General features: G+C 32.6%; 20 protein-coding genes. 3 read left to right on the forward strand and 17 right to left on the reverse strand.

Annotation, left to right across the window (positions count from 1 at the left end; genetic code table 11):
- The first annotated feature begins 12 nt into the window (after window positions 1-12).
- Complete coding sequence (locus AAON49_RS08785) at window positions 13-474, forward strand: GNAT family N-acetyltransferase (RefSeq protein ID WP_349554143.1); 462 nt, start codon at window positions 13-15, stop codon at window positions 472-474.
- Here the strand turns inward: AAON49_RS08785 and AAON49_RS08790 are convergent.
- From AAON49_RS08790 to leuS, 8 genes are all read right to left on the reverse strand, one after another.
- Entirely contained in the window at window positions 457-1,713 is a 1,257-nt protein-coding gene (locus AAON49_RS08790) for an RNA polymerase sigma factor (protein ID WP_349554144.1), read from the reverse strand. The genes AAON49_RS08785 and AAON49_RS08790 overlap by 18 nt on opposite strands.
- A gap of 52 nt (window positions 1,714-1,765) precedes the next feature.
- Complete coding sequence (locus AAON49_RS08795) at window positions 1,766-2,116, reverse strand: YciI family protein (protein WP_349554145.1); 351 nt, start codon at window positions 2,114-2,116, stop codon at window positions 1,766-1,768.
- 10 nt (window positions 2,117-2,126) lie between these two features.
- Window positions 2,127-2,477 carry a YciI family protein gene (locus AAON49_RS08800; protein ID WP_349554146.1) on the reverse strand — a complete coding sequence of 117 codons (351 nt, stop codon included), beginning with the start codon at window positions 2,475-2,477 and terminating at the stop codon, window positions 2,127-2,129.
- 75 nt (window positions 2,478-2,552) lie between these two features.
- Entirely contained in the window at window positions 2,553-2,879 is a 327-nt protein-coding gene (locus AAON49_RS08805; RefSeq protein ID WP_349554147.1) for a hypothetical protein, read from the reverse strand.
- Between the two features lie 272 nt (window positions 2,880-3,151).
- Entirely contained in the window at window positions 3,152-3,934 is a 783-nt protein-coding gene (locus AAON49_RS08810) for an enoyl-CoA hydratase/isomerase family protein (RefSeq protein WP_349554148.1), read from the reverse strand.
- A gap of 14 nt (window positions 3,935-3,948) precedes the next feature.
- Window positions 3,949-5,358, reverse strand: coding sequence for a sensor histidine kinase (locus AAON49_RS08815; RefSeq protein WP_349554149.1), 1,410 nt, complete (start codon window positions 5,356-5,358; stop codon window positions 3,949-3,951).
- A gap of 48 nt (window positions 5,359-5,406) precedes the next feature.
- Complete coding sequence (locus AAON49_RS08820) at window positions 5,407-5,877, reverse strand: hypothetical protein (protein WP_349554150.1); 471 nt, start codon at window positions 5,875-5,877, stop codon at window positions 5,407-5,409.
- A gap of 123 nt (window positions 5,878-6,000) precedes the next feature.
- Window positions 6,001-8,823 carry a leucine--tRNA ligase gene (gene leuS, locus AAON49_RS08825; RefSeq protein WP_349554151.1) on the reverse strand — a complete coding sequence of 941 codons (2,823 nt, stop codon included), beginning with the start codon at window positions 8,821-8,823 and terminating at the stop codon, window positions 6,001-6,003.
- 188 nt (window positions 8,824-9,011) lie between these two features.
- Between leuS and AAON49_RS08830 the strand changes: the two genes are divergently transcribed.
- Complete coding sequence (locus tag AAON49_RS08830; RefSeq protein WP_349554152.1) at window positions 9,012-9,920, forward strand: DMT family transporter; 909 nt, start codon at window positions 9,012-9,014, stop codon at window positions 9,918-9,920.
- Window positions 9,921-9,970: 50 nt separating this feature from the next.
- On the opposite strand, the gene AAON49_RS08835 is transcribed toward AAON49_RS08830, so the two are convergent.
- The 6 genes from AAON49_RS08835 to AAON49_RS08860 all read right to left on the reverse strand — a co-directional run bounded on the left by AAON49_RS08835 (window position 9,971) and on the right by AAON49_RS08860 (window position 14,907).
- Complete coding sequence (locus AAON49_RS08835; RefSeq protein WP_349554153.1) at window positions 9,971-10,501, reverse strand: DUF2911 domain-containing protein; 531 nt, start codon at window positions 10,499-10,501, stop codon at window positions 9,971-9,973.
- An 85-nt stretch (window positions 10,502-10,586) separates the two neighbouring features.
- Window positions 10,587-11,660, reverse strand: coding sequence for an acyltransferase family protein (locus AAON49_RS08840; RefSeq protein WP_349554154.1), 1,074 nt, complete (start codon window positions 11,658-11,660; stop codon window positions 10,587-10,589).
- 40 nt (window positions 11,661-11,700) lie between these two features.
- Window positions 11,701-11,892 carry a FeoB-associated Cys-rich membrane protein gene (locus AAON49_RS08845; RefSeq protein WP_349554155.1) on the reverse strand — a complete coding sequence of 64 codons (192 nt, stop codon included), beginning with the start codon at window positions 11,890-11,892 and terminating at the stop codon, window positions 11,701-11,703.
- Complete coding sequence (feoB, locus tag AAON49_RS08850; RefSeq protein WP_349554156.1) at window positions 11,814-13,928, reverse strand: ferrous iron transport protein B; 2,115 nt, start codon at window positions 13,926-13,928, stop codon at window positions 11,814-11,816. Before feoB ends, AAON49_RS08845 begins: the two co-directional genes overlap by 79 nt.
- Window positions 13,928-14,155, reverse strand: a complete 228-nt coding sequence (locus AAON49_RS08855) for a FeoA family protein (RefSeq protein ID WP_349554157.1) — start codon at window positions 14,153-14,155, stop codon at window positions 13,928-13,930. Before AAON49_RS08855 ends, feoB begins: the two co-directional genes overlap by 1 nt.
- 77 nt (window positions 14,156-14,232) lie before the next feature.
- The gene (locus AAON49_RS08860; RefSeq protein WP_349554158.1) at window positions 14,233-14,907 is read right to left on the reverse strand and encodes an SCO family protein; all 675 of its coding nucleotides are present in this window, start codon (window positions 14,905-14,907) and stop codon (window positions 14,233-14,235) included.
- A gap of 171 nt (window positions 14,908-15,078) precedes the next feature.
- Here AAON49_RS08860 and rseP point away from each other — a divergent pair, with 171 nt between their 5' ends.
- Window positions 15,079-16,428 (forward strand): RIP metalloprotease RseP, encoded by a 1,350-nt coding sequence (gene rseP, locus AAON49_RS08865; protein WP_349554159.1) that lies wholly within the window; start codon window positions 15,079-15,081, stop codon window positions 16,426-16,428.
- Window positions 16,429-16,706: 278 nt separating this feature from the next.
- Here rseP and AAON49_RS08870 read toward each other — a convergent pair whose 3' ends face one another.
- The 3 genes from AAON49_RS08870 to AAON49_RS08880 form a co-directional block, all read right to left on the reverse strand.
- Entirely contained in the window at window positions 16,707-17,579 is an 873-nt protein-coding gene (locus AAON49_RS08870) for a cupin-like domain-containing protein (RefSeq protein WP_349554160.1), read from the reverse strand.
- Between the two features lie 111 nt (window positions 17,580-17,690).
- Window positions 17,691-18,788, reverse strand: a complete 1,098-nt coding sequence (bioB, locus tag AAON49_RS08875) for a biotin synthase BioB (RefSeq protein WP_349554161.1) — start codon at window positions 18,786-18,788, stop codon at window positions 17,691-17,693.
- A gap of 53 nt (window positions 18,789-18,841) precedes the next feature.
- Window positions 18,842-19,996: a beta-ketoacyl synthase N-terminal-like domain-containing protein gene (locus AAON49_RS08880; protein WP_349554162.1), complete on the reverse strand. Its 1,155-nt coding sequence runs from the start codon at window positions 19,994-19,996 to the stop codon at window positions 18,842-18,844.
- Between the last annotated feature and the right edge of the window lie 63 nt (window positions 19,997-20,059).

The following is a 20,059-nucleotide window of genomic DNA, read 5'->3' on the forward strand; positions in this document are numbered from 1 at the left end:
GAGTAATGAGTAATGAGTAAATATAGATACGAAATAGTTAAAAGAATTCCTAAGCAAAAAACCATTCAAGAACTCTTAGTGCTGTATAAAACTTTGTTTGATGATGCCAAACTAGCCTTTTTTGTAGATAGAATTCACGCTAAAGAGGATCTTGTTACTATTCTGTGTTATCATGATGATTTGTTAGTTGGTTTTAAATTGGGTTATCGGTATAATGATACTACTTTTTATAGTTGGGTTGGTGGTGTTTTAGATGAACATAGAAAACAAGGAATTGCTCAAAAGCTAATGGAACTACAACATGACTGTGCCTTAAAAAAAAGATATGAAAAAGTAAGAACAAAATCGATGAACCGATTTAAACCCATGATTATCTTGAACCTCAAAAATGGTTTTGATATTGTTAGTGTTTATACTAATGAATCTGAACAGACAAAGATTATTTTTGAAAAAATCTTACTTAATTTGAATTAATTTTTTCTTGAGGTGTTTTTTTTGAACATCATTCGTGGTATGTTCTATTGCTTTATTTAAAGTTTCTACGGCTGCTGATTTTTGACTTAAATCTATCAATAATTGTGCTTTGATAGAGTAATACAATCCGCTTTCTTCTAAATCAGAATCTAGATAAACATCTTCTAGAGCTTTGATTGCTTTTTTCGCTCCATAAACTTTATAAAACGGAATAATTCTATTCAATCTAATTATTGGCGAGTAAGAGTATTTGAGTTGTAAATCATATAAATTCAAGATGTTTTTCCACTGAATTTTATCGAAACTCTCTGCTTCACAATAACTATAAGAGACTGCTGCCTGTAAAAAATAAGATGGATTCTGAGATGGTTTTTTTTCTGCTGTTTTAAAATGAATCATTCCAACTCGTATAAGTTCTCTATTGTATTTTGAACGATTATGATGTTCTAAATCAACAAAATTTCCATTCTCATCTGTTCTAGCATCAAACCTAGAGGCATGAAAACACATCAAAGCAATTAAAGCGTTTGTTTCTGAAGTATTTGTAGAAGAATTATCGGTTAATAAAAGGGCTAATCTTATCGCCTCATAACAAATATCTCTCTTGATAATTTCTTCTCCATAGCTAGTTGTATAACCTTCGGAAAACAACAAGTAGATTACTTTTAAAACAATATTTATTCTAGATGATAGCGCCATCTCTACAGGAATATCTAAGGTTTTTATTGTTTCCTTAAATTTCTTTTTAGCTCTTGTAAATGATTTCGCTATTGTGTCTTCTTTTTTGAGTAGTGCTTTAGAAATTTCTTTATTACTAAACCCTCCTATTAGTTTTAAACTTAGGATGATTTGACTTTCGGAAGAAAGCTTTGGATTGCAGCAAGCAAATGTCATTTTAAGTTGACTGTCTTGAATCATGTTATTAAGAGAAATTTCTTCTTGTTGATTTGAAGAGTTCTCTAAAAAATCAAGAACATCATCTTTCTGTTGCATTTTTTGATCTCTTCTCAGAGAATCTATTAAGGTGTTTTTAGCAACTTGTAAAAGCCAAGCTGTGGGATTTTTAGGAACTTCTTTATACCCCCAAACTTGCATGGCTTTTAAAAAGGCATCTTGTACTACATCTTCAATTTTTTCAAGATTTTGAGGACCAAACTTATGAATCAAGATTGAGATAATCTTACCATATTCATGTCTGAATATATGATCTATGGTAGTATTTTGATTGTATTTATTCATAAAACAAAAAGTCCGAAAAGTAAATTTCGGACTTTAATTTTAATTTTTTCGATTACATATCCATTGACATAATCTCTCGAATTTCCACTGTACTTCCGTCATAATCAAAAATCGGGCAATCTTTAGAAATCTCTGTTGCCTCACTAAGATCTTTAGCAGAAACAATTAAATATCCTCCTATCATTTCGGCTCCTTCAGCAAAAGGTCCATCAGTAATTACGTCTCCTTGATTTGCAATCACTTTTCCTTTGCTGTCTAAAGGCAAACCATCAATTAAATGTTTTTCTTGAATGAGTTTTCCCATCCATTTTTGCCATAAAATCATGTGAGTTTCTTTCTCTTCTTGAGATAAACTTCTCATGTTTTCATCTCCTCCTCTAAATAGAAATAAAAAATTACTCATAAGCAAAACTTTAGTGTTCTTTGCTTGCAATCTCTCTTACTTCTACAAAAGCTCCTTTATAATCGAAAATAGGACATGTTTTAGACATTTGCACTGCTTCATTCAAATCTGCAGCTACAACAATTACATAGCCTCCAACCATTTCAGCTCCTTCAACAAAGGGACCATCTGTAATAATCTCACCCTTGTCTTTCACTATTTTTCCTCCATCAAATAGTTGTTCTCCTCCTAACAATTTCCCTTTCTGAGCTAAATTACCCATCCATTCTTCCCAAACTAACATATGGGCTTGTTGTTGTTCTGGAGTCCAGCTATTAAAATCTTCGTCTCCTCCTCTAAATAAATACAAAAAATTACTCATGTTTTTAGTTTTTAAATTAATATGATTTGGATAAAGACGAACTCACCTTTATAAATTGGACAATAATTTTAAATTTTATTCAAATCCTACTATTCTTATATATGAAGGTTTATTTGCAGAATAACTTAATCTTACTTTGGAATTAATTATTTTTCTTATAGTTAATTCATTTTCTGATCTTGTTATGGCTTGTTTTGTTAAGCTTATATCTTTTTCAGTATAATCACATAAAATTCCTGTTTCATAAAACTTGCCGTCAAGCTTATATTTAACAATATAAAAATTTTCTTTTGGAGATCTGGCAATGCCTTTTTGTTTAATATCTATTATTGTTCCTATGAACTCTATCTTTTCTGTGTTCTTGTAATCTTTCCATAAATTATAATTTAAATCTTTCGTCAACTGATCTGTTTTAAAGAATAAAAAGAATAACAATACCAACATGACTATATTAAGAATCGTTTTAACTAAACTGTTTTGTTTTTCAATTGATTCTAAAAAAAATGAAACAACCGTATTATAGACTATAACAAAACCTAAAATCAAAAATATAAGCGAAAGAAACTCTCTTAATGTCCAAAAGGAATACTGATGAAAAAAATATATTTTCAATAATAAAGAAAAGGAAATAAGTATTATTCCAATTATTAATTTGTATTTCTTTGATTTAAGCACTAAAACCCTGGAAATTTTGGTTTTCTTTTTTCTAAGAAAGCTGTGGTTCCTTCTTTAAAGTCTTCGGTGCCAAAACAGTTTCCAAATTCTCTGATTTCAGTGGAATAACCATTCACTCCATCTTTAAAATTATCATTAACTGCCTTAATTGCAGAACTAATTGCAACTGATGAGTTTCTGGCAATCTTTCCTGCTAGTTTTTGCGCTAAAGGAATAAGTTCTTCTTGAGCAACTACGTAATTAACCAATCCAGAGTTTTTAGCTTCATCGGCAGAAATCATCCCTGCTGTCATAATCATTTCCATAGCTTTTCCTTTTCCTACCAATTGAGGTAAACGCTGTGTTCCTCCGTATCCAGGAATAACTCCTAAAGAAACTTCTGGCAATCCCATTCTGGCATTGTCTGAAGCTATTCTAAAATGACATGACATGGCTAGTTCTAAACCTCCTCCTAAGGCAAATCCATTTACAGCAGCAATAACTGGTGTTGAAAGGTTTTCTACATAATCAAATAAAGTTTCTTGGCCGTTGGCAGCTAATTTTCCACCTTCTTCAACAGAGAAGTCTGCAAACTCTGAGATATCTGCACCTGCAACAAATGCTTTTTCACCACTTCCAGTAATGATAATTACTTTAATTGAAGAATCCTGATTGAGTTGGTTAAAAGCGTTGTGCAATTCTGCAATAGTATTTCTGTTTAATGCGTTTAACTTCTTCGGTCTGTTGATTGTGATCGTGGCTAATCCATCTTGCTGATCAACTAAAATATTTTCAAAATCCATTGTTGGTTATTCTATTATGTTTTTGGTAAAATTACTTTAAATGTGGTTCCTATATCTTCTTTGGATGTAAAACTTATGGTCCCGCTGTAAGCTTCAATAATATTTTTAATCATTGGTAATCCAAGCCCCATACCACTTGTTTTTGTGGTAAACTTTGGTTCGAAAATAAGGTGTTCTACTTCTTGTTTTATTCCTTTTCCGTTATCTGTAACCTCAATAACGATCTTATTTTTTTGAGAAAAAACCTTTACTTCTATCTTAGGATTGTCTTTTTCTTCTACTGCTTGCGTAGCGTTTTTAATTAAATTGGTTACAATTCTAATGAGTTGGGTTTTGTCTAAGTTTCCAAACAATTCGGTTTCTTTTGGATGGTAAGTAATATAGTCCTCATTAAAGATATCTAAAGCCATTTTTACAACTCCAATGACTTCAATTTTTTCTTTCTTCTGAGTAGGCATTTTTGCAAAATCAGAAAATGCAGAAGCTATAGAGCTCATTACATCTATTTGCTGAATGAGGGTTTCGCTATATTCTTTTACTTTTTCTTCTATCTTAGGATCATTCGCATCAAATCTTCGTTCAAAACTTTGTACCGACAAACGCATTGGAGTTAGTGGGTTTTTAATCTCATGCGCCACTTGCTTTGCCATTTCCCTCCAAGCCTGTTCTCTTTCGCTTTGAGCTAATTTTACAGCACTTTCCTCAAGTTCGTCAATCATATTATTGTAAGCTTCTACTAAGATGTTCAACTCAGAACTAGCATCTTTTAAAATGATTTTCTCATTTCTTTTATTCAATCTAGTTTGATGCATTTTTATGGTGATCTTTTTAATAGATCTGGTAATATAACTTGAAAGGAAATAAGCCAAGGTAATGGCAATAAGAAACATGAAAAAATAAACCACACTCAAGCGAGATAAAAACTCTTCTAATTCTTGTTCTTGCTCTAAATTATCTTGGGTGAATTCTAATTTTAATATTCCTATTTTTTTTGAATATGAATCTAAAATATAGGTGTAAGATGTTTCGTAACTTACATCTTGAGATTCTTTGATATCTAAGATTCTAAAATCATCTTTATTGGCTAACTCATCTACAATAGTTTTTGAAAGATCGTTAGGAATAGAATCTTTTAAACCAAACGGAATGGAGGTTTTTTGTAGTTTCCCTTCCATATCATACATGGTAATCTCAAAATTATGAATGTCGGATAACTCATATATTCGCTCTTGGAAGATGTATTGTAAGTTTTCTGTGTTTACAGGATAAGTTGTCTTTTTGGTTAGTTCAAAATTGATGTCTTTTTTTATCGTTTGTTCTTTACGTCCAAAACGTTTTACGTTGTATTCTTTAGTTTGCTCGTCATATTGATAAATAGTAACGGTAATAATTAAAACTGACGCCAAAAGAATAAGCAGGATCATTGACAAGAATATCCTTATACGAAGCGATATATTTTTAAAACTTACCACTTATTCTTCTAATTTGATTCTTTTGGTTTTCATAATCAGAAGGTCGTCAAATTCCCCATCTTTGTCCCAATCGTACTTACTTTTTCCTTGAAAACCATTTTCTGTTTTTTCTATTTGATAAGCTTCTTTTACATTTCTTCCGTCATAGTAAAATTCTAGAAAAAGTGAATCTCCTTTAACACCCCAAACTCCTTCAGAGTTTCCATACTTTTCTCCTTCTCTATTTAATGACCAAGTAGAAAAGCTTCCATCACTGTTGTATTTAGATTGTACAATTCTTGCTGGGTTATTTTCAAATTTGTCTTCAAAAACATTTGTTGTATCTGACTTTTGAAAAGTAGGCATTTCAATTTTTATATAGGTTGTTTGCCAAGAATCTGTCATGTATTCTTTGAGTGTTTTTTCTTCTTGTTTGCAGGATACAAATAGCATTCCAAAAAGACCTAGATACAATAAAAAAAGTCGTTTCATGTGTATGTTTTTAGGAGTTACAAGATACATAAATTTATGTCAGGTCGAGCGCAGTCGAGACCTAAAGAGATCTCTCGGCTGCCCTCGAGGTGACAGAAGGAATTTTTTATGTAAGAGTTATGATTACCCTACAATATTCACAATCTTTCCAGGAACTACGATCACTTTTTTAGGCGTTCGTCCTTGTAGTTGTGCTTGTGTTTTCTCGTGTGCTAAAACTGTAGTTTCTATTTCTTCCTTGCTTAAGTCTAACGATAACTCAAGTGTGAACCTCATTTTTCCATTAAACGAAATTGGATAGTTCTTGCTACTTTCTACCAAATGCTTCTCATCAAATACTGGGAAATCAGCTTCTGAAATGGACTCAGTATTTCCTAGTTTTTCCCAGAGTTCTTCTGCAATGTGCGGAGCATAAGGAGAAATTAAAATTAATAACGGTTCAAGAATCGCTCGTTTGTTACATTTTTGAGCAGTGAGTTCATTCACAGCAATCATGAAAGTAGAAACAGATGTGTTGAACGAGAAATTCTCGATGTCTTCTTCTACTTTTTTGATGGTCTTATGCAAGGTCTTTAGTTCATCTTTGGTAGGCTCTGCATCAGTTACACCCACCTGACCTCCCTCGAGGGAAGAATGATACAATTTCCAAAGCTTCTTTAAGAACGAATACACTCCAGAGATTCCAGATGTTTTCCAAGGTTTGGATTGTTCTAATGGTCCTAGGAACATTTCAAACAAACGTAATGAATCAGCACCGTATTCTTCACAAATATCATCTGGGTTGACTACATTGAACCATCTTTTTGACATCTTCTCAACCTCTCTTCCAACTATATATTTACCCTCATCTAAAAGAAACTCAGCATCTTTAAATTGAGGTTGCCAATTCTTTAATTCTTCTACATCAATTTCATCAGCATTATTTACTAGATTAACATCTACTCTTAACTCATCTGTTTCATATTGATCTTTTAATCCCTTTGAAACATATTTATTTGTACCTGTTATACGATATACTATAGCACTTGTTCCCAGAATCATTCCTTGGTTGATTAGTTTTTTGGCAAACTCGTCTACAGGAACTAAGTTCATGTCAAACAAGAATTTTTGCCAAAAGCGTGCGTATAATAAGTGACCTGTTGCATGCTCAGATCCTCCAATGTATAAATCTACTTGTTTCCAATAGTCTAAAGCTTCTTTCGATGCAAACTCAGAGCTATTGTTAGAATCCATATAACGATTGAAATAGTAGGAACTTCCTGCCCAACCTGGCATGGTATTTAGCTCTAACGGGAAAATAGTTTCATGGTCTATTTTCGAATTTTCAACCACAGAATTTGTTGTTGTATCCCAAGCCCAAACCTCTGCATTTCCTAACGGAGGTTGACCGTCTTCTGTAGGTAAGTATTTTTCAACTTCGGGCAATACAATGGGTAAATGCTGGTCTGCAATCATTTGAGGCATTCCGTCTACATAATAGACTGGAAATGGTTCTCCCCAATAACGTTGACGGCTAAATACTGCATCTCGTAAACGATAGTTAATTTTTCCGTATCCTAATCCTTTTTTCTCTAACTCGTATATGGCTAGTTTGAGTGCTTTCTTATATTTTAATCCGCTTAAGAAATCGGAATTGGCTATCACAGTTCCTTCTTTATCAGCATGCGCTGCTTCAGAAATGTCGACATTTTCAAAAATATTTGGGATATCTATTCCAAAATGCTTTGCAAAATCGTAATCGCGTTGATCACCACATGGTACTGCCATTACAGCTCCTGTTCCGTAGCTAGCTAACACATAATCTCCAATCCAAATCTGTACTTTTTCTCCAGAAAATGGATGTATAGCGTAGGCTCCAGTAAAGGCTCCAGAAATGGTTTTTACATCCGCCATACGATCGCGTTCTGAACGTTTTGCTGTAGCTTCTACATAAGCTTCTACCTCTGCTTTTTGAGCCTCTGTTGTAATTTCTGACACCAATTCGTGTTCAGGCGCTAAAGTCATAAAACTGACACCAAAAATTGTATCAGGACGTGTGGTAAAAACAGAGATTTTAGATTCTGAATTTTCAATTTTGAATTCCACCATTGCTCCTTGAGAACGACCAATCCAATTGGTTTGAGAATCTTTTAAAGGTTGAGGCCAATCAATAGTATCTAATCCATCCAATAAACGCTGTGCATAAGCAGAAATTCGCATCGACCACTGGGTCATTTTTTTACGAATCACAGGATGACCACCACGTTCTGAAACTCCGTTTACGATCTCGTCGTTTGCTAATACAGTTCCTAATGCCGGACACCAGTTTACTTCGGTATCCGATAAAAATGTAAGGCGATATTTTAATAAAATCTCTTGCTGTTCTTTCTCAGAAAAGTTATTCCATTCTTCTGCCGAAAATGTAGGAGTATCTTCATCACAAACAGTATTGCAATTTGCATTTCCTTCTTTTTCAAATACAGCAACAAGATCACTTATGGGACGGGCTTTGTCAATTTCATTGCAGTAACATGAGTTGAATAACTGAATGAAGACCCATTGTGTCCATTTGTAATATTCTGGATTTGAAGTTCTCACTTCACGAGACCAATCAAAAGAAAACCCAATCTGATCTAGCTGACGACGATAGGTTTTGATATTCTCATCTGTTGTTTTTGCAGGATGCTGTCCTGTTTGAATCGCATATTGTTCTGCTGGTAACCCAAACGAGTCATATCCTTGTGGGTGCAATACATTGAATCCTTTATGACGCTTATACCTTGCATATATATCTGATGCAATGTACCCTAAAGGATGACCTACGTGCAGTCCTGCTCCGGATGGATAAGGAAACATATCCAAAACGTAGTATTTTGGTTTCTCAGAATTATTTTCTGCTTTGAAGGTTTCTCTTTTCCTCCACTCATCCTGCCATTTTTTCTCTATCTCTTGATGATTGTATTGCATCGTATTTCTTCTCTTTTAAAGGAGGCAAAGTTACATTTTCTGTATCAATTAACGAAGTAAAAAGGATTTGTTGTCAAGCTATTATGACCAACTAAAATCTAACAAATCTTTTAAAGGTGTAAATCTTTATTTTTTCGTTCTTTGGATTGTTTGAAAATGTTGTTCTTTGTAGTAGAAAACAATAGAGAGTGAATTCTAAAATCTTAAAAGCTCATTTGGCTCTTTTGGGAGCTAATCTTATTTACGGAGCAAATCATATAATTGCAAAAGGAATTATGCCTCATAAAATTGGGGCATCTGCTTTTGTCTTTCTTAGAATTGTTGGAGCTGGCATCTTGTTTTGGTTATTAAAAACTTTTATTAAAGAGCGTGTTGCAAAAAAAGATTTAAGACGATTATTGATTTGTGGATTATTGGGAGTTGCAACCAATCAATTGTTGTTTTTTCATGGATTGAATCTAACTTCTCCAATTGATGCTTCTATTATTATTACTGCAGTTCCTATTCTGGTATTGGTGTTCAGTTTTTTTATCCTAAAAGAAAAGATTACTTCCAATAAAATACTAGGGGTTACCATTGGTGCTATTGGTGCTGTTTTACTAATCTCAACAGGAAATTCTGCTGATGGAACAAGTTCTTTGCTAGGGAATCTCTTTGTTTTTTTGAATGCTTGTTGTTATGGATTGTATTTAGTTTTAGTAAAACCTTTAATGAAAAAATACAATACAATTACTGTGGTAAGCTGGGCTTTTTTATTTGGTTTTATTTTTATGTTTCCAATCGGAATTGAAGACGTAATCAGTACTGATTTTGAATCATTTACATTGCATACTTACCTAACTGTGGCTTTTGTAATTATTGGAACTACTTTCTTAGCTTATTTATTAAATACATATTCTTTAAATAATGTTTCTCCTTCTGTAAATGGAAGCTATATTTATTTGCAACCTGCTATTAGTTTTATCATGGTAAGCATTTATGCTTACTGGTTAGGACATGAACAGTATAAGGAAGATATTGGATGGATAAAAATTGTGAGTTGCTTACTGGTGTTTTTAGGTGTTTTCTTAGTAAGTAAACAATCAAAAAGAACATAAAAAAACCGCAGACAATGTTTGCGGTTTTTTTATGTTTTACAGTTGTAAGATTATTTCATCGGAACACTTACAATAGTATCTCCCCATCCTAAATATAGGGTCATGTCTTTTCCAAAAGCCATTGAAAATGCTTCAAGGGTTTTATCTGATTTAGATACTTTTCCTTTTACTCGAGCTACATCTTCACTTTCTTTATAAAAATAAGAACCCCAAACATTTAATTGCTTGCTAATGATTATAGTCCATTCGTTATCTCCAGGAATCGCATACATCGTATATGTACCAGCCTTTACTTGTTTTCCTCCAACAGTTACGTCTTTATAAAACGTAATTTCTGTAGCTTCGTTTGCACCTGTTCTCCATACTTTTCCAGCTGGAGCTAACTTTGCCAAACTTCTTCCTTTTAATTGAGGTCTGCTATAAGTAATTTTAACAGTTTTGTCTGTATTCCTTTTTGAGATTGGGTAAACTACCTGATCCATTGGGCTTTTATCTAACCCTTCAAATTCTTGAGCTTGTATTTGGTTAGAGAAGATAACAGCAACTACTAATACTGCTATCAAAGAAATAGTTTTTTTCATAATGAAATATTTTAGTTTGATTTAAACCTTAGTCTTCAAAAATACTACTCCTTACATCAGAGATTTATTAATGTTGTGTTAAGATTTAATTTCTATACTTTTCTTTTTTCTTTAAAAAATAAGATTCAAAATACTTGTAAGAAAGGTGTGATGCAAAAAATGTCCCTACCAAACATATAATATGGACTAAGATAATTGTTTGCCAATCATATAGGTAGCCTTGAATATTGATTTTCATAAACACATATAATACGAGATTGACTACTATCATATGGTACATGTATATCCCATAAGATATTTTTCCTAGATAGTTTATAAATCTGTTTTTAATATCTATTGTTGCATCATTAGAAAGATTAATAATTAATAAATTAAAAATAACTACCTGAAATACTGATTCATAAATTTTAGGTGCAAGGAAACTAAAGACATCTGTCATCAAATACATGAAAAAGATAATATAGACAATCCATCTCAAGATTGTTGACTGAAAGTACAATCGGATTCCTTTTCTGTGAGCAATAGCAACCAATCCTCCAGATGTTAGGAAAAAGTATAGAAAATCGTATTTCTCTAAAAAATAAAAAGTTTCTAGATGAAATATCAATAAGTATCCAATTGTAAAAAACAACAGCCCTTTCATATAGTTCTTTATTGGCAATAAATAAAGTAATGGTGCGATTATCAAATAGAATTGTTCTTCAATTCCTATGGACCATAAAATTGTTAAAACACTACCAGGTTCGTATAAGGCTCTAAAAACATTGGGTAAAAATCCTACACTCCAAGCAATTCCTTCCAAAAGATGATAATTTACATCAAAAGGGATTTTAAGAACTGGTAATAAGAAATGATAAAGGATAAAACCAAAAGACAAAACCAGATAGTAGACTGGGTAAAGTCTTAAGATTCTACGTATATAAAAGTCTTTAATATTGATTTTCCCCTTTTCTCTTTTTTCATCATACAAAAGACCGATGATTAAAAAACCACTCAAAACGAAAAATACTAAGACTACTTCATGCCCTTTATCAAAAAGAGGTAATGCAGAAAAATACGGAAGATTAAGTGTCTTCGATATCAAAGGAATGTGACACAACATTACGCATATTGCCAGAAATCCTCTCAAGGGATCAAGATTTTTTATCCTTTTGCTCATTTAGATTTAAATTCTAAAAGTAAAGATTCTAGAATACCTTCTAACAATTACAATCAGGATTACATCCTGAACTTTTTTTAGAACTAAAGAAGAACTTTCTAATTAGAAAAACAATTGCTGCTGCTACAATAATATAAACAAATACTTCTTGCATTAGCTTAAAATTTGAAATACAATAAATGATGATATATATGCTAATAATCCCATTCCAAATAACTGGATTAATGGCCATTTCCAACTCTTAGTTTCTCTTTTTACAATTGCCAAGGTTGCCATACATTGCATAGCGAATGCATAAAACACCAATAAAGACATTCCTACTGGAAAGTTAAATCTTTTTTCTCCTGTAGTTGGATTAATTTCTGAAGCCATTCGTTCTTTAATGGTTGAATTGTCTTCATCATCACTTTCTACAGAATAAATAGTTGCTAAGGTCCCAACAAAAACTTCTCTGGCCGCAAATGAAGTAATCAATCCTATTCCTATTTTCCAATCATATCCTAGAGGTTTTATAACAGGTTCTATGGTTTTTCCCATAATTCCAATGTAGGAGTTTTCTAGTTTTGCTGATGCAATTTTTTGATTTAACTCTTCTTGTGATAATTGTTGATTATTAACATTTTCAATAACATTCTTTTCCGCCATCTTATAGGATTCTGGACCATTGGATGCTAAAAACCATAAAATAATGGAAATAGCTAAAATGATCTTTCCGGCTCCAATCACAAAAGCTTTTGTTTTTTCTACTACTTCGTAAAACACATTCTTTATTGAAGGAAGTTTATAATCTGGCATCTCAGCTACAAAGAAAGAGGTACTTTTTACCTTTAGTGTTTTGTGTAGTATAATTGCTGCAATAACTGCTGTTAAAAATCCTAGCAGATATAAACTTAGCAATGTTAATCCTTGCAAATTAAAAAATCCTAACACTTCTTTATCTGGAATAATCAATGCGATTAAAATTGCATACACAGGGAGTCTTGCAGAACAGGTAGTAAATGGAGTAACCAAAATAGTTATCAATCGTTCTTTCCATCCAGAAATATTTCTGGTAGCCATGACAGCAGGAATTGCACAAGCAGTTCCTGAAATTAAAGGAATAACACTTTTACCACTCATTCCAAACTTACGCATGATTTTATCCATTAAAAATACCACGCGACTCATGTATCCTGTTTCTTCTAAAACAGCGATAAATAAAAACAAAATTGCTATTTGTGGAATAAAGATTACCACACCACCTATTCCTGGGATAATTCCGTCTGTTATAAGGTCATTTAAAACGCCTTCAGACATCTGATTTTTGATAAAGGAGCTTAAGTCGGCAAAAGTTGCGTCTATAAAATCCATTGGTGTACTTGCCCATTCAAAAATAGATTGAAAAATCAGTAAAAGAACTCCAAAAAACAATACGTAACCAAATATCTTATGCGTAAATACTTTGTCTAATTTTGCTCTTAAATCTGTTGCTTTAGATCTATCTACCGTATAAGCTTTCTTTAAAATTTCATTAATTCTTTGATATCTATAAATCGTTTCTTTGTGCTGATATTTTTTTAGATTCTTCGAATTATTTTTAAAATCGATTAACTGTTGTCTTTCGTCTTCAGTAATATTTTTTGGAAAGCTTTCCTGTGTTATCATCAACCACAATTCATATGTCGAATAATTCGAGTTGACTTCTTTTAGTTTTTGAAAATAGTCTGCATCAATCTTATGATTGATATTACAAAGTGGAGTTGTTTTTTTGGTTTCGTAAGTACGAATAATTGCTTTTTTTACTTCCTCAATTCCACTTTCTTTTCTTACACTAATTAAAACTACCTCGTTATCAACTTCATTGGCTAATTCCTCTATATTCAAGATAATACCTTTTCTCTTCATTTGGTCGGCCATATTAACCACCAAAACAGTAGGGATTTCTAAATCTTTGACTTGTGAGAATAGTAATAAATTTCTTTTAAGATTTTCAACATCAGCCACCACAACAATCACATCAGGTGTTTTGTCGTGTTTTGAATTGAGTAATGTTTTTAAAACAATAGACTCATCTGCAGAAGTTGGGTTGATGCTGTAAGTTCCTGGAAGATCAGTTACAACAGCTTTTATTTTTTCAGAAAGTTTGCTGGTTCCTTCTTTTTTATCAACGGTAATTCCTGGATAATTTCCCACTTTTTGATTCAACCCAGTTAGCTGATTGAATAGTGACGTTTTTCCAGTATTGGGGTTTCCTATTAAAGCAACATTGATTGTTTTCTTTTCACTCATTAGTTTGCTTTAATAATTTGTATTTTAGCTGCAGTTTCTTTTCTAATAGCTAGGTGACTTCCATTGACACAGATATACAATGGATCATTTAACGGTGCAATTTGAATTAGTTCTACCTCAGCTCCTGGTAAGCAACCCATTTCTAAAAGTTTTAGTGGTATTTCACTCAAAGATTCTTCAGAAACGTATCCTAGTTCACCAATATGTAAAGAAGCTATTGTAGTCATGTATAGATTCTCGATTTATACGAGAACAAAGTTAAAAAGCAAAGATACTATATTAGAATGATTCTAAACAAGTAATTTTACTCGTATTCTTTTTTTAAGATTAGAATATCTTTCTTGATCTTTTCCATATCCTCTTTTTCTGTTCCATCGTAGAACCCTCGAATCCTTCTTTCTTTATCAATCAGGATAAATAAGTTGGTATGTATAAAATCTTGATCTCCTCCATCACCCTCATCTTCCACTGCAAAATAACTCTTGCGTGCTAAATCATAAATGTGTTTTTTGGGTCCGGTTGTTACATTCCATTTACCATCTATAACACCTTTGTTAATAGCATATTCTTTTAAAACAGGAACACTATCCATCACTGGAGTTACAGAATGCGACAAGAACATAATTTCATTGTCGCTCTTATAATGTTCTTGCAACTCACTCATGTTGTATGCCATAGCGATGCAAATAGTTTGACAACGAGTAAAAAAGAAATCTGCTATGTATATTTTGTCTTTATAATCTTCATTGGTAATCAACTCCCCATTCTGATTTATCAATTGAAAATCGCCAATTTTATGGTTCTTATGAATGTTTTTGACTGAAGCGTCAACCAATTTTGGGTTTACATCAATTGGGTTATAGATCTTCAGTTTTTTTTCCACTAATAAGAGTTGATAGAAAACTGTAATTCCTACTAAAGAAAAGACTCCTAAAAAAATAAGAGTAGGTATAGATTTTTTAAAGAAACTCAACTTCATGATTCTGAATTCTTTTGCAAATTTACGGCATAGAATTGCACTACTAAAACTATTTCACCCCTTTTACAGCCTAAATCTTTGTTAAAACAGATTAGGTTTGAAAAACAATCTTTTACAACTCTCTTTAAAAACGTACATTTGTGCGTTCAAATCAGAAAGATATTATTGTTGATGGAAATATTAATTAAAGCTTCTCAATTCATTCTTAGTTTATCATTATTGATAGTTCTACATGAGTTGGGGCATTTTATCCCTGCCAAGATTTTTAAAACCAAAGTAGAAAAGTTCTATTTATTTTTCGATTATAAGTTTTCTTTACTTAAAAAGAAAGTAGGTGAAACCGTATATGGAATTGGTTGGATTCCTTTAGGAGGATACGTGAAAATTGCTGGAATGATTGATGAAAGCATGGATAAAGAGCAATTAAAGGAAGAGCCTAAACCTTGGGAATTTAGGTCGAAGCCAGCTTGGCAGCGATTAATTATCATGTTAGGTGGTGTGTTTGTAAATTTTGTCTTAGGTATTTTCATTTACATCATGTTAATGTACACATATGGAGAAAATTATCTTTCTAACGACAATGTAAAAGATGGTCTTTGGGTTCAAGATTCTTTAGCTATTAACATCGGATTGCAAAATGGAGATAAAGTTGTTGCTGTTGATGGTGAAAAGCTTAGAAAGTTTAACGACATGACTGTGGCATTTATCAATGGACATAATTTTACTATTGAAAGAGATGGGCAAACTATTGAGAAGGAACTTCCTGTTGATTTCATTTCTAAATTAATTGATCGAAGAAAAAACAATGAAGGTCCTATCGCTAGGCCTAGAAGTCCTTTTATGATCGCTCAGGTTCCTGATAGTAGTGTAAATGCTAATATTGGATTTTTAGACAAGGATATTGTTGTAGGTCTTAACGGAAAGAAAGTAAAATACTATGACGAAGTAGAAGCTCTCTTGCTTGAAAATAAAGGAAAAGATATAACTATAGATATTAAGAGAGAAGAGAAAATATCTACTCTAAATGCCAAAGTAAGTGATGAAGGGAAATTAGAAGTAGTGGCTTATGGTCTTAGCGTCTCAGATCTTTCAAAACTGGGCTATTATGATTTAACAAGAATAGAATATTCTTTTGCTGAAGCAATTCCAGCAGGGTTTAGAAAATCATATGAAACCTTAACTAGCTATGTTAAACAGTTGAAGAAAATATTTAATCCCAAAACAGGGGCTTATAAAGGCTTAGGTGGATTTATTTCAATTGGTAGTATTTTTCCATCTGAGTGGAGCTCAGAAACATTTTGGAATATTACTGCCTTCTTATCAATTATGCTTGGATTTATGAATTTACTTCCAATTCCAGCTCTAGATGGTGGACATGTAGTGTTTACTTTATGGGAAATGATTACAAGAAGAAAACCTAGCGATAAGTTCTTAGAGTATGCTCAAATTACTGGATTCATTCTATTGGTAGCACTACTACTATTCGCAAATGGGAATGATATATTTAGACTCTTTGATTAAACATCTTGGATAAAATAAAACAAAAACCCTGCTTAGTTTTAAGCGGGGTTTTTGTTTTTAATAGAATGATTTTCGAATCTTAATCGAAAGATCAAACGGTATTATATATAAATATCGTGTATAGCAGTCCTCACAAGCATATGCTCTTGAGTAAGGAATATACTTTAGTACATATTTTCTTCTTCGTCTACTTCTTTTAGTAGATGAACAGCTAGGACATTTTTTCAACTTGGGGGAATTATGTCTCTAATTTAGAGATAATAAATTATAAATTAGACTTATTGAGTTATATTATTCTTCTTGTGTGTTCTTTTTATCGCATATTCATTCTTCCAATCAATCCACTTTTGCCCTTTCAATCTTCTCATAATATTGTCAAAAGACCTCATGACAACAATATTATAAATAGCTTTTCCTAAACGAATTGGATTTCTAGGAATAGCACGTAAACTCATTGAAAAACCTGGGGTTATATATCGCATGTAATGCCAATAACCTTCGGGCATATATAACACATTCCCGTGTTCTAAATTAGCCACATATCCTTTTGCATTTTTTAAAGCTGGCCATTTTTCAAAATCAGGGTTTGCAAAATTGATGTCTTCTCTCGTAATTAAAGAATTTGGAATTTTATAAAGGTATTTGTTTTGCTTTTGATCGAATAAAATACATTGTTTTTTCCCCTCAAAATGAAAGTGAAAAATATTAGCCAAATCAATATCATAATGCATGAATGTATAGGAATCTTTACCTCCAAAGAATAACATAGGTAGTCCTTTCATCAATCGTAACCCAAAATCGGGGAAAGAAAAATCTTTTTGCAATTCTGGAACTTCTTTTAGAATGTTCCATAAAAAAATTCTGTATTTAGTAGGTTCGCTTTTAAGAAGTTCTACATAGTCTTCCATTCTCATGGTAGCGTGAGGTTCATTAAAACCATCCTTGTAATCTACAGGCCTATCATCATACAAAGGAACTTTTTTATCTCCTGCAATTTCCTTCATATAATCTAAAGACCATTTTTTATAGGCAGGCCAATCTTCTATAAACCGTTCTATAACAACGGGTTTTTGGGGTTTAAAGTAGTTCTTGATAAAGTCTTCCTTGGTAATGGATTTTACTCTATCAATCTCAGACAAATTCAAGCTCATTCGCAACTATTTAAAAACAAAGTTAATAAAACGTTTGAAAATTGTTTCGTAAAAAAAGAAACCATCATCTTTTTAAAGACGATGGTTTTTTATAGTTGGTTATTCTAAAAGTTAAATTTTTAACTCCTTTGCTTTTTGTCTTGCTTCTTCGTTTCTCTCAATTGTATGATCTGGTCTAGACCATTTTGGTTTTTCTCCCAAAGACTGAAATTGAGATTCATCTGCTTCTACAGTTTTTGGTTGCATTTTCTTAATAAAAGGTTTTTGTGGATTCAATCCTAATAGCTTAAACATTTCCATGTCTTCATTTACATCAGGATTTGGAGTAGTTAGTAACTTGTCTCCAGCAAAAATTGAATTGGCTCCAGCGAAGAAACACATTGCTTGACCTTCTCTACTCATTTCTGTTCTTCCAGCAGAAAGACGTACTTGGGTCTCCGGCATTACTATTCTTGTGGTTGCTACCATACGAATCATATCCCAAATTTGCACTGGTTCTTGATCTTCTAAAGGTGTTCCATCTACGGCTACTAATGCATTAATAGGTACAGATTCTGGTTGCGGATTCAACGTAGCCAAAGCAACTAACATTCCGGCTCTATCTTCTTCTTTTTCTCCCATACCAATAATTCCTCCTGAGCAAACTGTAACGTTCGTTTTACGAACATTATCAATTGTTTCCAATCTGTCTTCAAACCCACGAGTAGAAATGACTTCTTTGTAGTATTCTTCTGAAGAATCTAAATTATGGTTGTATGCATATAATCCTGCTTCTGCCAAACGGTGCGCTTGGTTTTCTGTAAGCATTCCTAATGTACAACACACTTCCATATCTAGCTTGTTGATGGTTCTTACCATTTCCAAAACTTGATCAAATTCTGGTCCGTCTTTAACATTTCTCCAAGCTGCTCCCATACAAACACGAGAACTTCCAGATGCTTTAGCTCTTAAAGCCTGTGCTTTTACATGAGAAACAGTCATTAAATCATTTCCTTCAATATCTGTGTGATATCTAGCTGCTTGCGGACAGTATCCACAATCTTCTGGACATCCTCCAGTTTTTATGGATAGTAGAGTAGACACCTGAACTGTATTAGGATCATGATGTTCTCTATGGATTGTTGCTGCTTCATATAACAATTCCATTAAAGGTTTGTTATAAATTTCAAGAATTTCTTCCTTGGTCCAATTGTGTTTTGTTACGCTCATAAAGTTGAGTAGCTTTTACGGTTCAAAAGTAATGATAATATATAAAAAAAAGACTAATTAGTTAACAAAACGGAAACGGCATTTCCGCCAAAACCTACAGCATTCACCAGAATTTTTTCAATCTTTTTTGGTGGGTCTTGTTTCATAGTAAAAGGAACAGCAATTATTTGCTGCTTTTCTAGCATAAGAATAGCCAATTCTAAACTTAACATTCCTGAAGCTCCAAAAGTGTGTCCCAGTTTCCATTTATTAGTTGTCAAAAATGGTTTATTATTATTAAAGATTTTTTCTATAGCCTTGTATTCAGATAAATCTCCTTGAATTGTTCCAGGGGCATGCATTACAATAGCATCAATTTCATCAGGATTTATATCTTTAATTGCCATTTGCATTGATTTTTGAAAACATTCGGCTTCAGTAGAAATAGAAATATTATGCTCTAGAATTTCTGTAGCGTATCCAATGCCTTCTATTTTAGCAATGGCCTCTTTAAGATTTCCTTTTTCTAAACATATTGATGAAGCTCCTTCACCAAGAACCATGGTGTTTTTTTTCTTTTCTAAATCGAAAGCTCTACAAGGGTAATCAACATTCTTGTTAGCATAAATTTTCATCGCCTTCATTTGAGCAATGGTAAACTCTGTTAATGAAGCTTCTGTTCCTCCTACCAAAAACTTTTCTGTTAAGCCAGCTTGAATCCATGCAACTCCATTAAGCAGAGCATGTAACGCTGTAGAACAAGTGATAGAATGGGAAATTTCAGGTCCTTGAGATTGTAAATCATGAGCTACCCAAGAAGCAACATTTCCCAATGTAGTTGTTGGTGAGGTTAAAGTTGGTGTCTTTTGATTTTTTAAAAAAGTTTGATGATATTTTTCAAATAAATGTGTAGCTCCTCTTGAAGATCCAATATTAATTCCAAAATGATCCTTACTTTTCCAACCAGCTTTTTTCGTCGCTTTTCTAGATACGTAGATTGCATACAATACCGTATCATCTAGTTTCTTATACTTTGCATCAGATTCTCTAAGTTTTTTTATCTCTTTTTTTGCTTCTTTGGGGAGCTCAGCAACTAAAGCTTTATCGAAATTAAATTGCTTTTCAGTAATGAAGTGATCGCTATTTAGATATTTACTCCATATTTCTTCTTGTGTACTTCCTAAAGCAGAAAGCGTTGATATGGATACTATGGAAATTGGTTCTTTCAAAAACGAATATTTGACTGCAAAAATACACCATCAACCATTATTGACCATGATAATTTTTTGAAA

Origin of the sequence: Pseudotenacibaculum sp. MALMAid0570 (assembly GCF_040151415.1) — a bacterium.
Classification (GTDB): domain Bacteria; phylum Bacteroidota; class Bacteroidia; order Flavobacteriales; family Flavobacteriaceae; genus Polaribacter.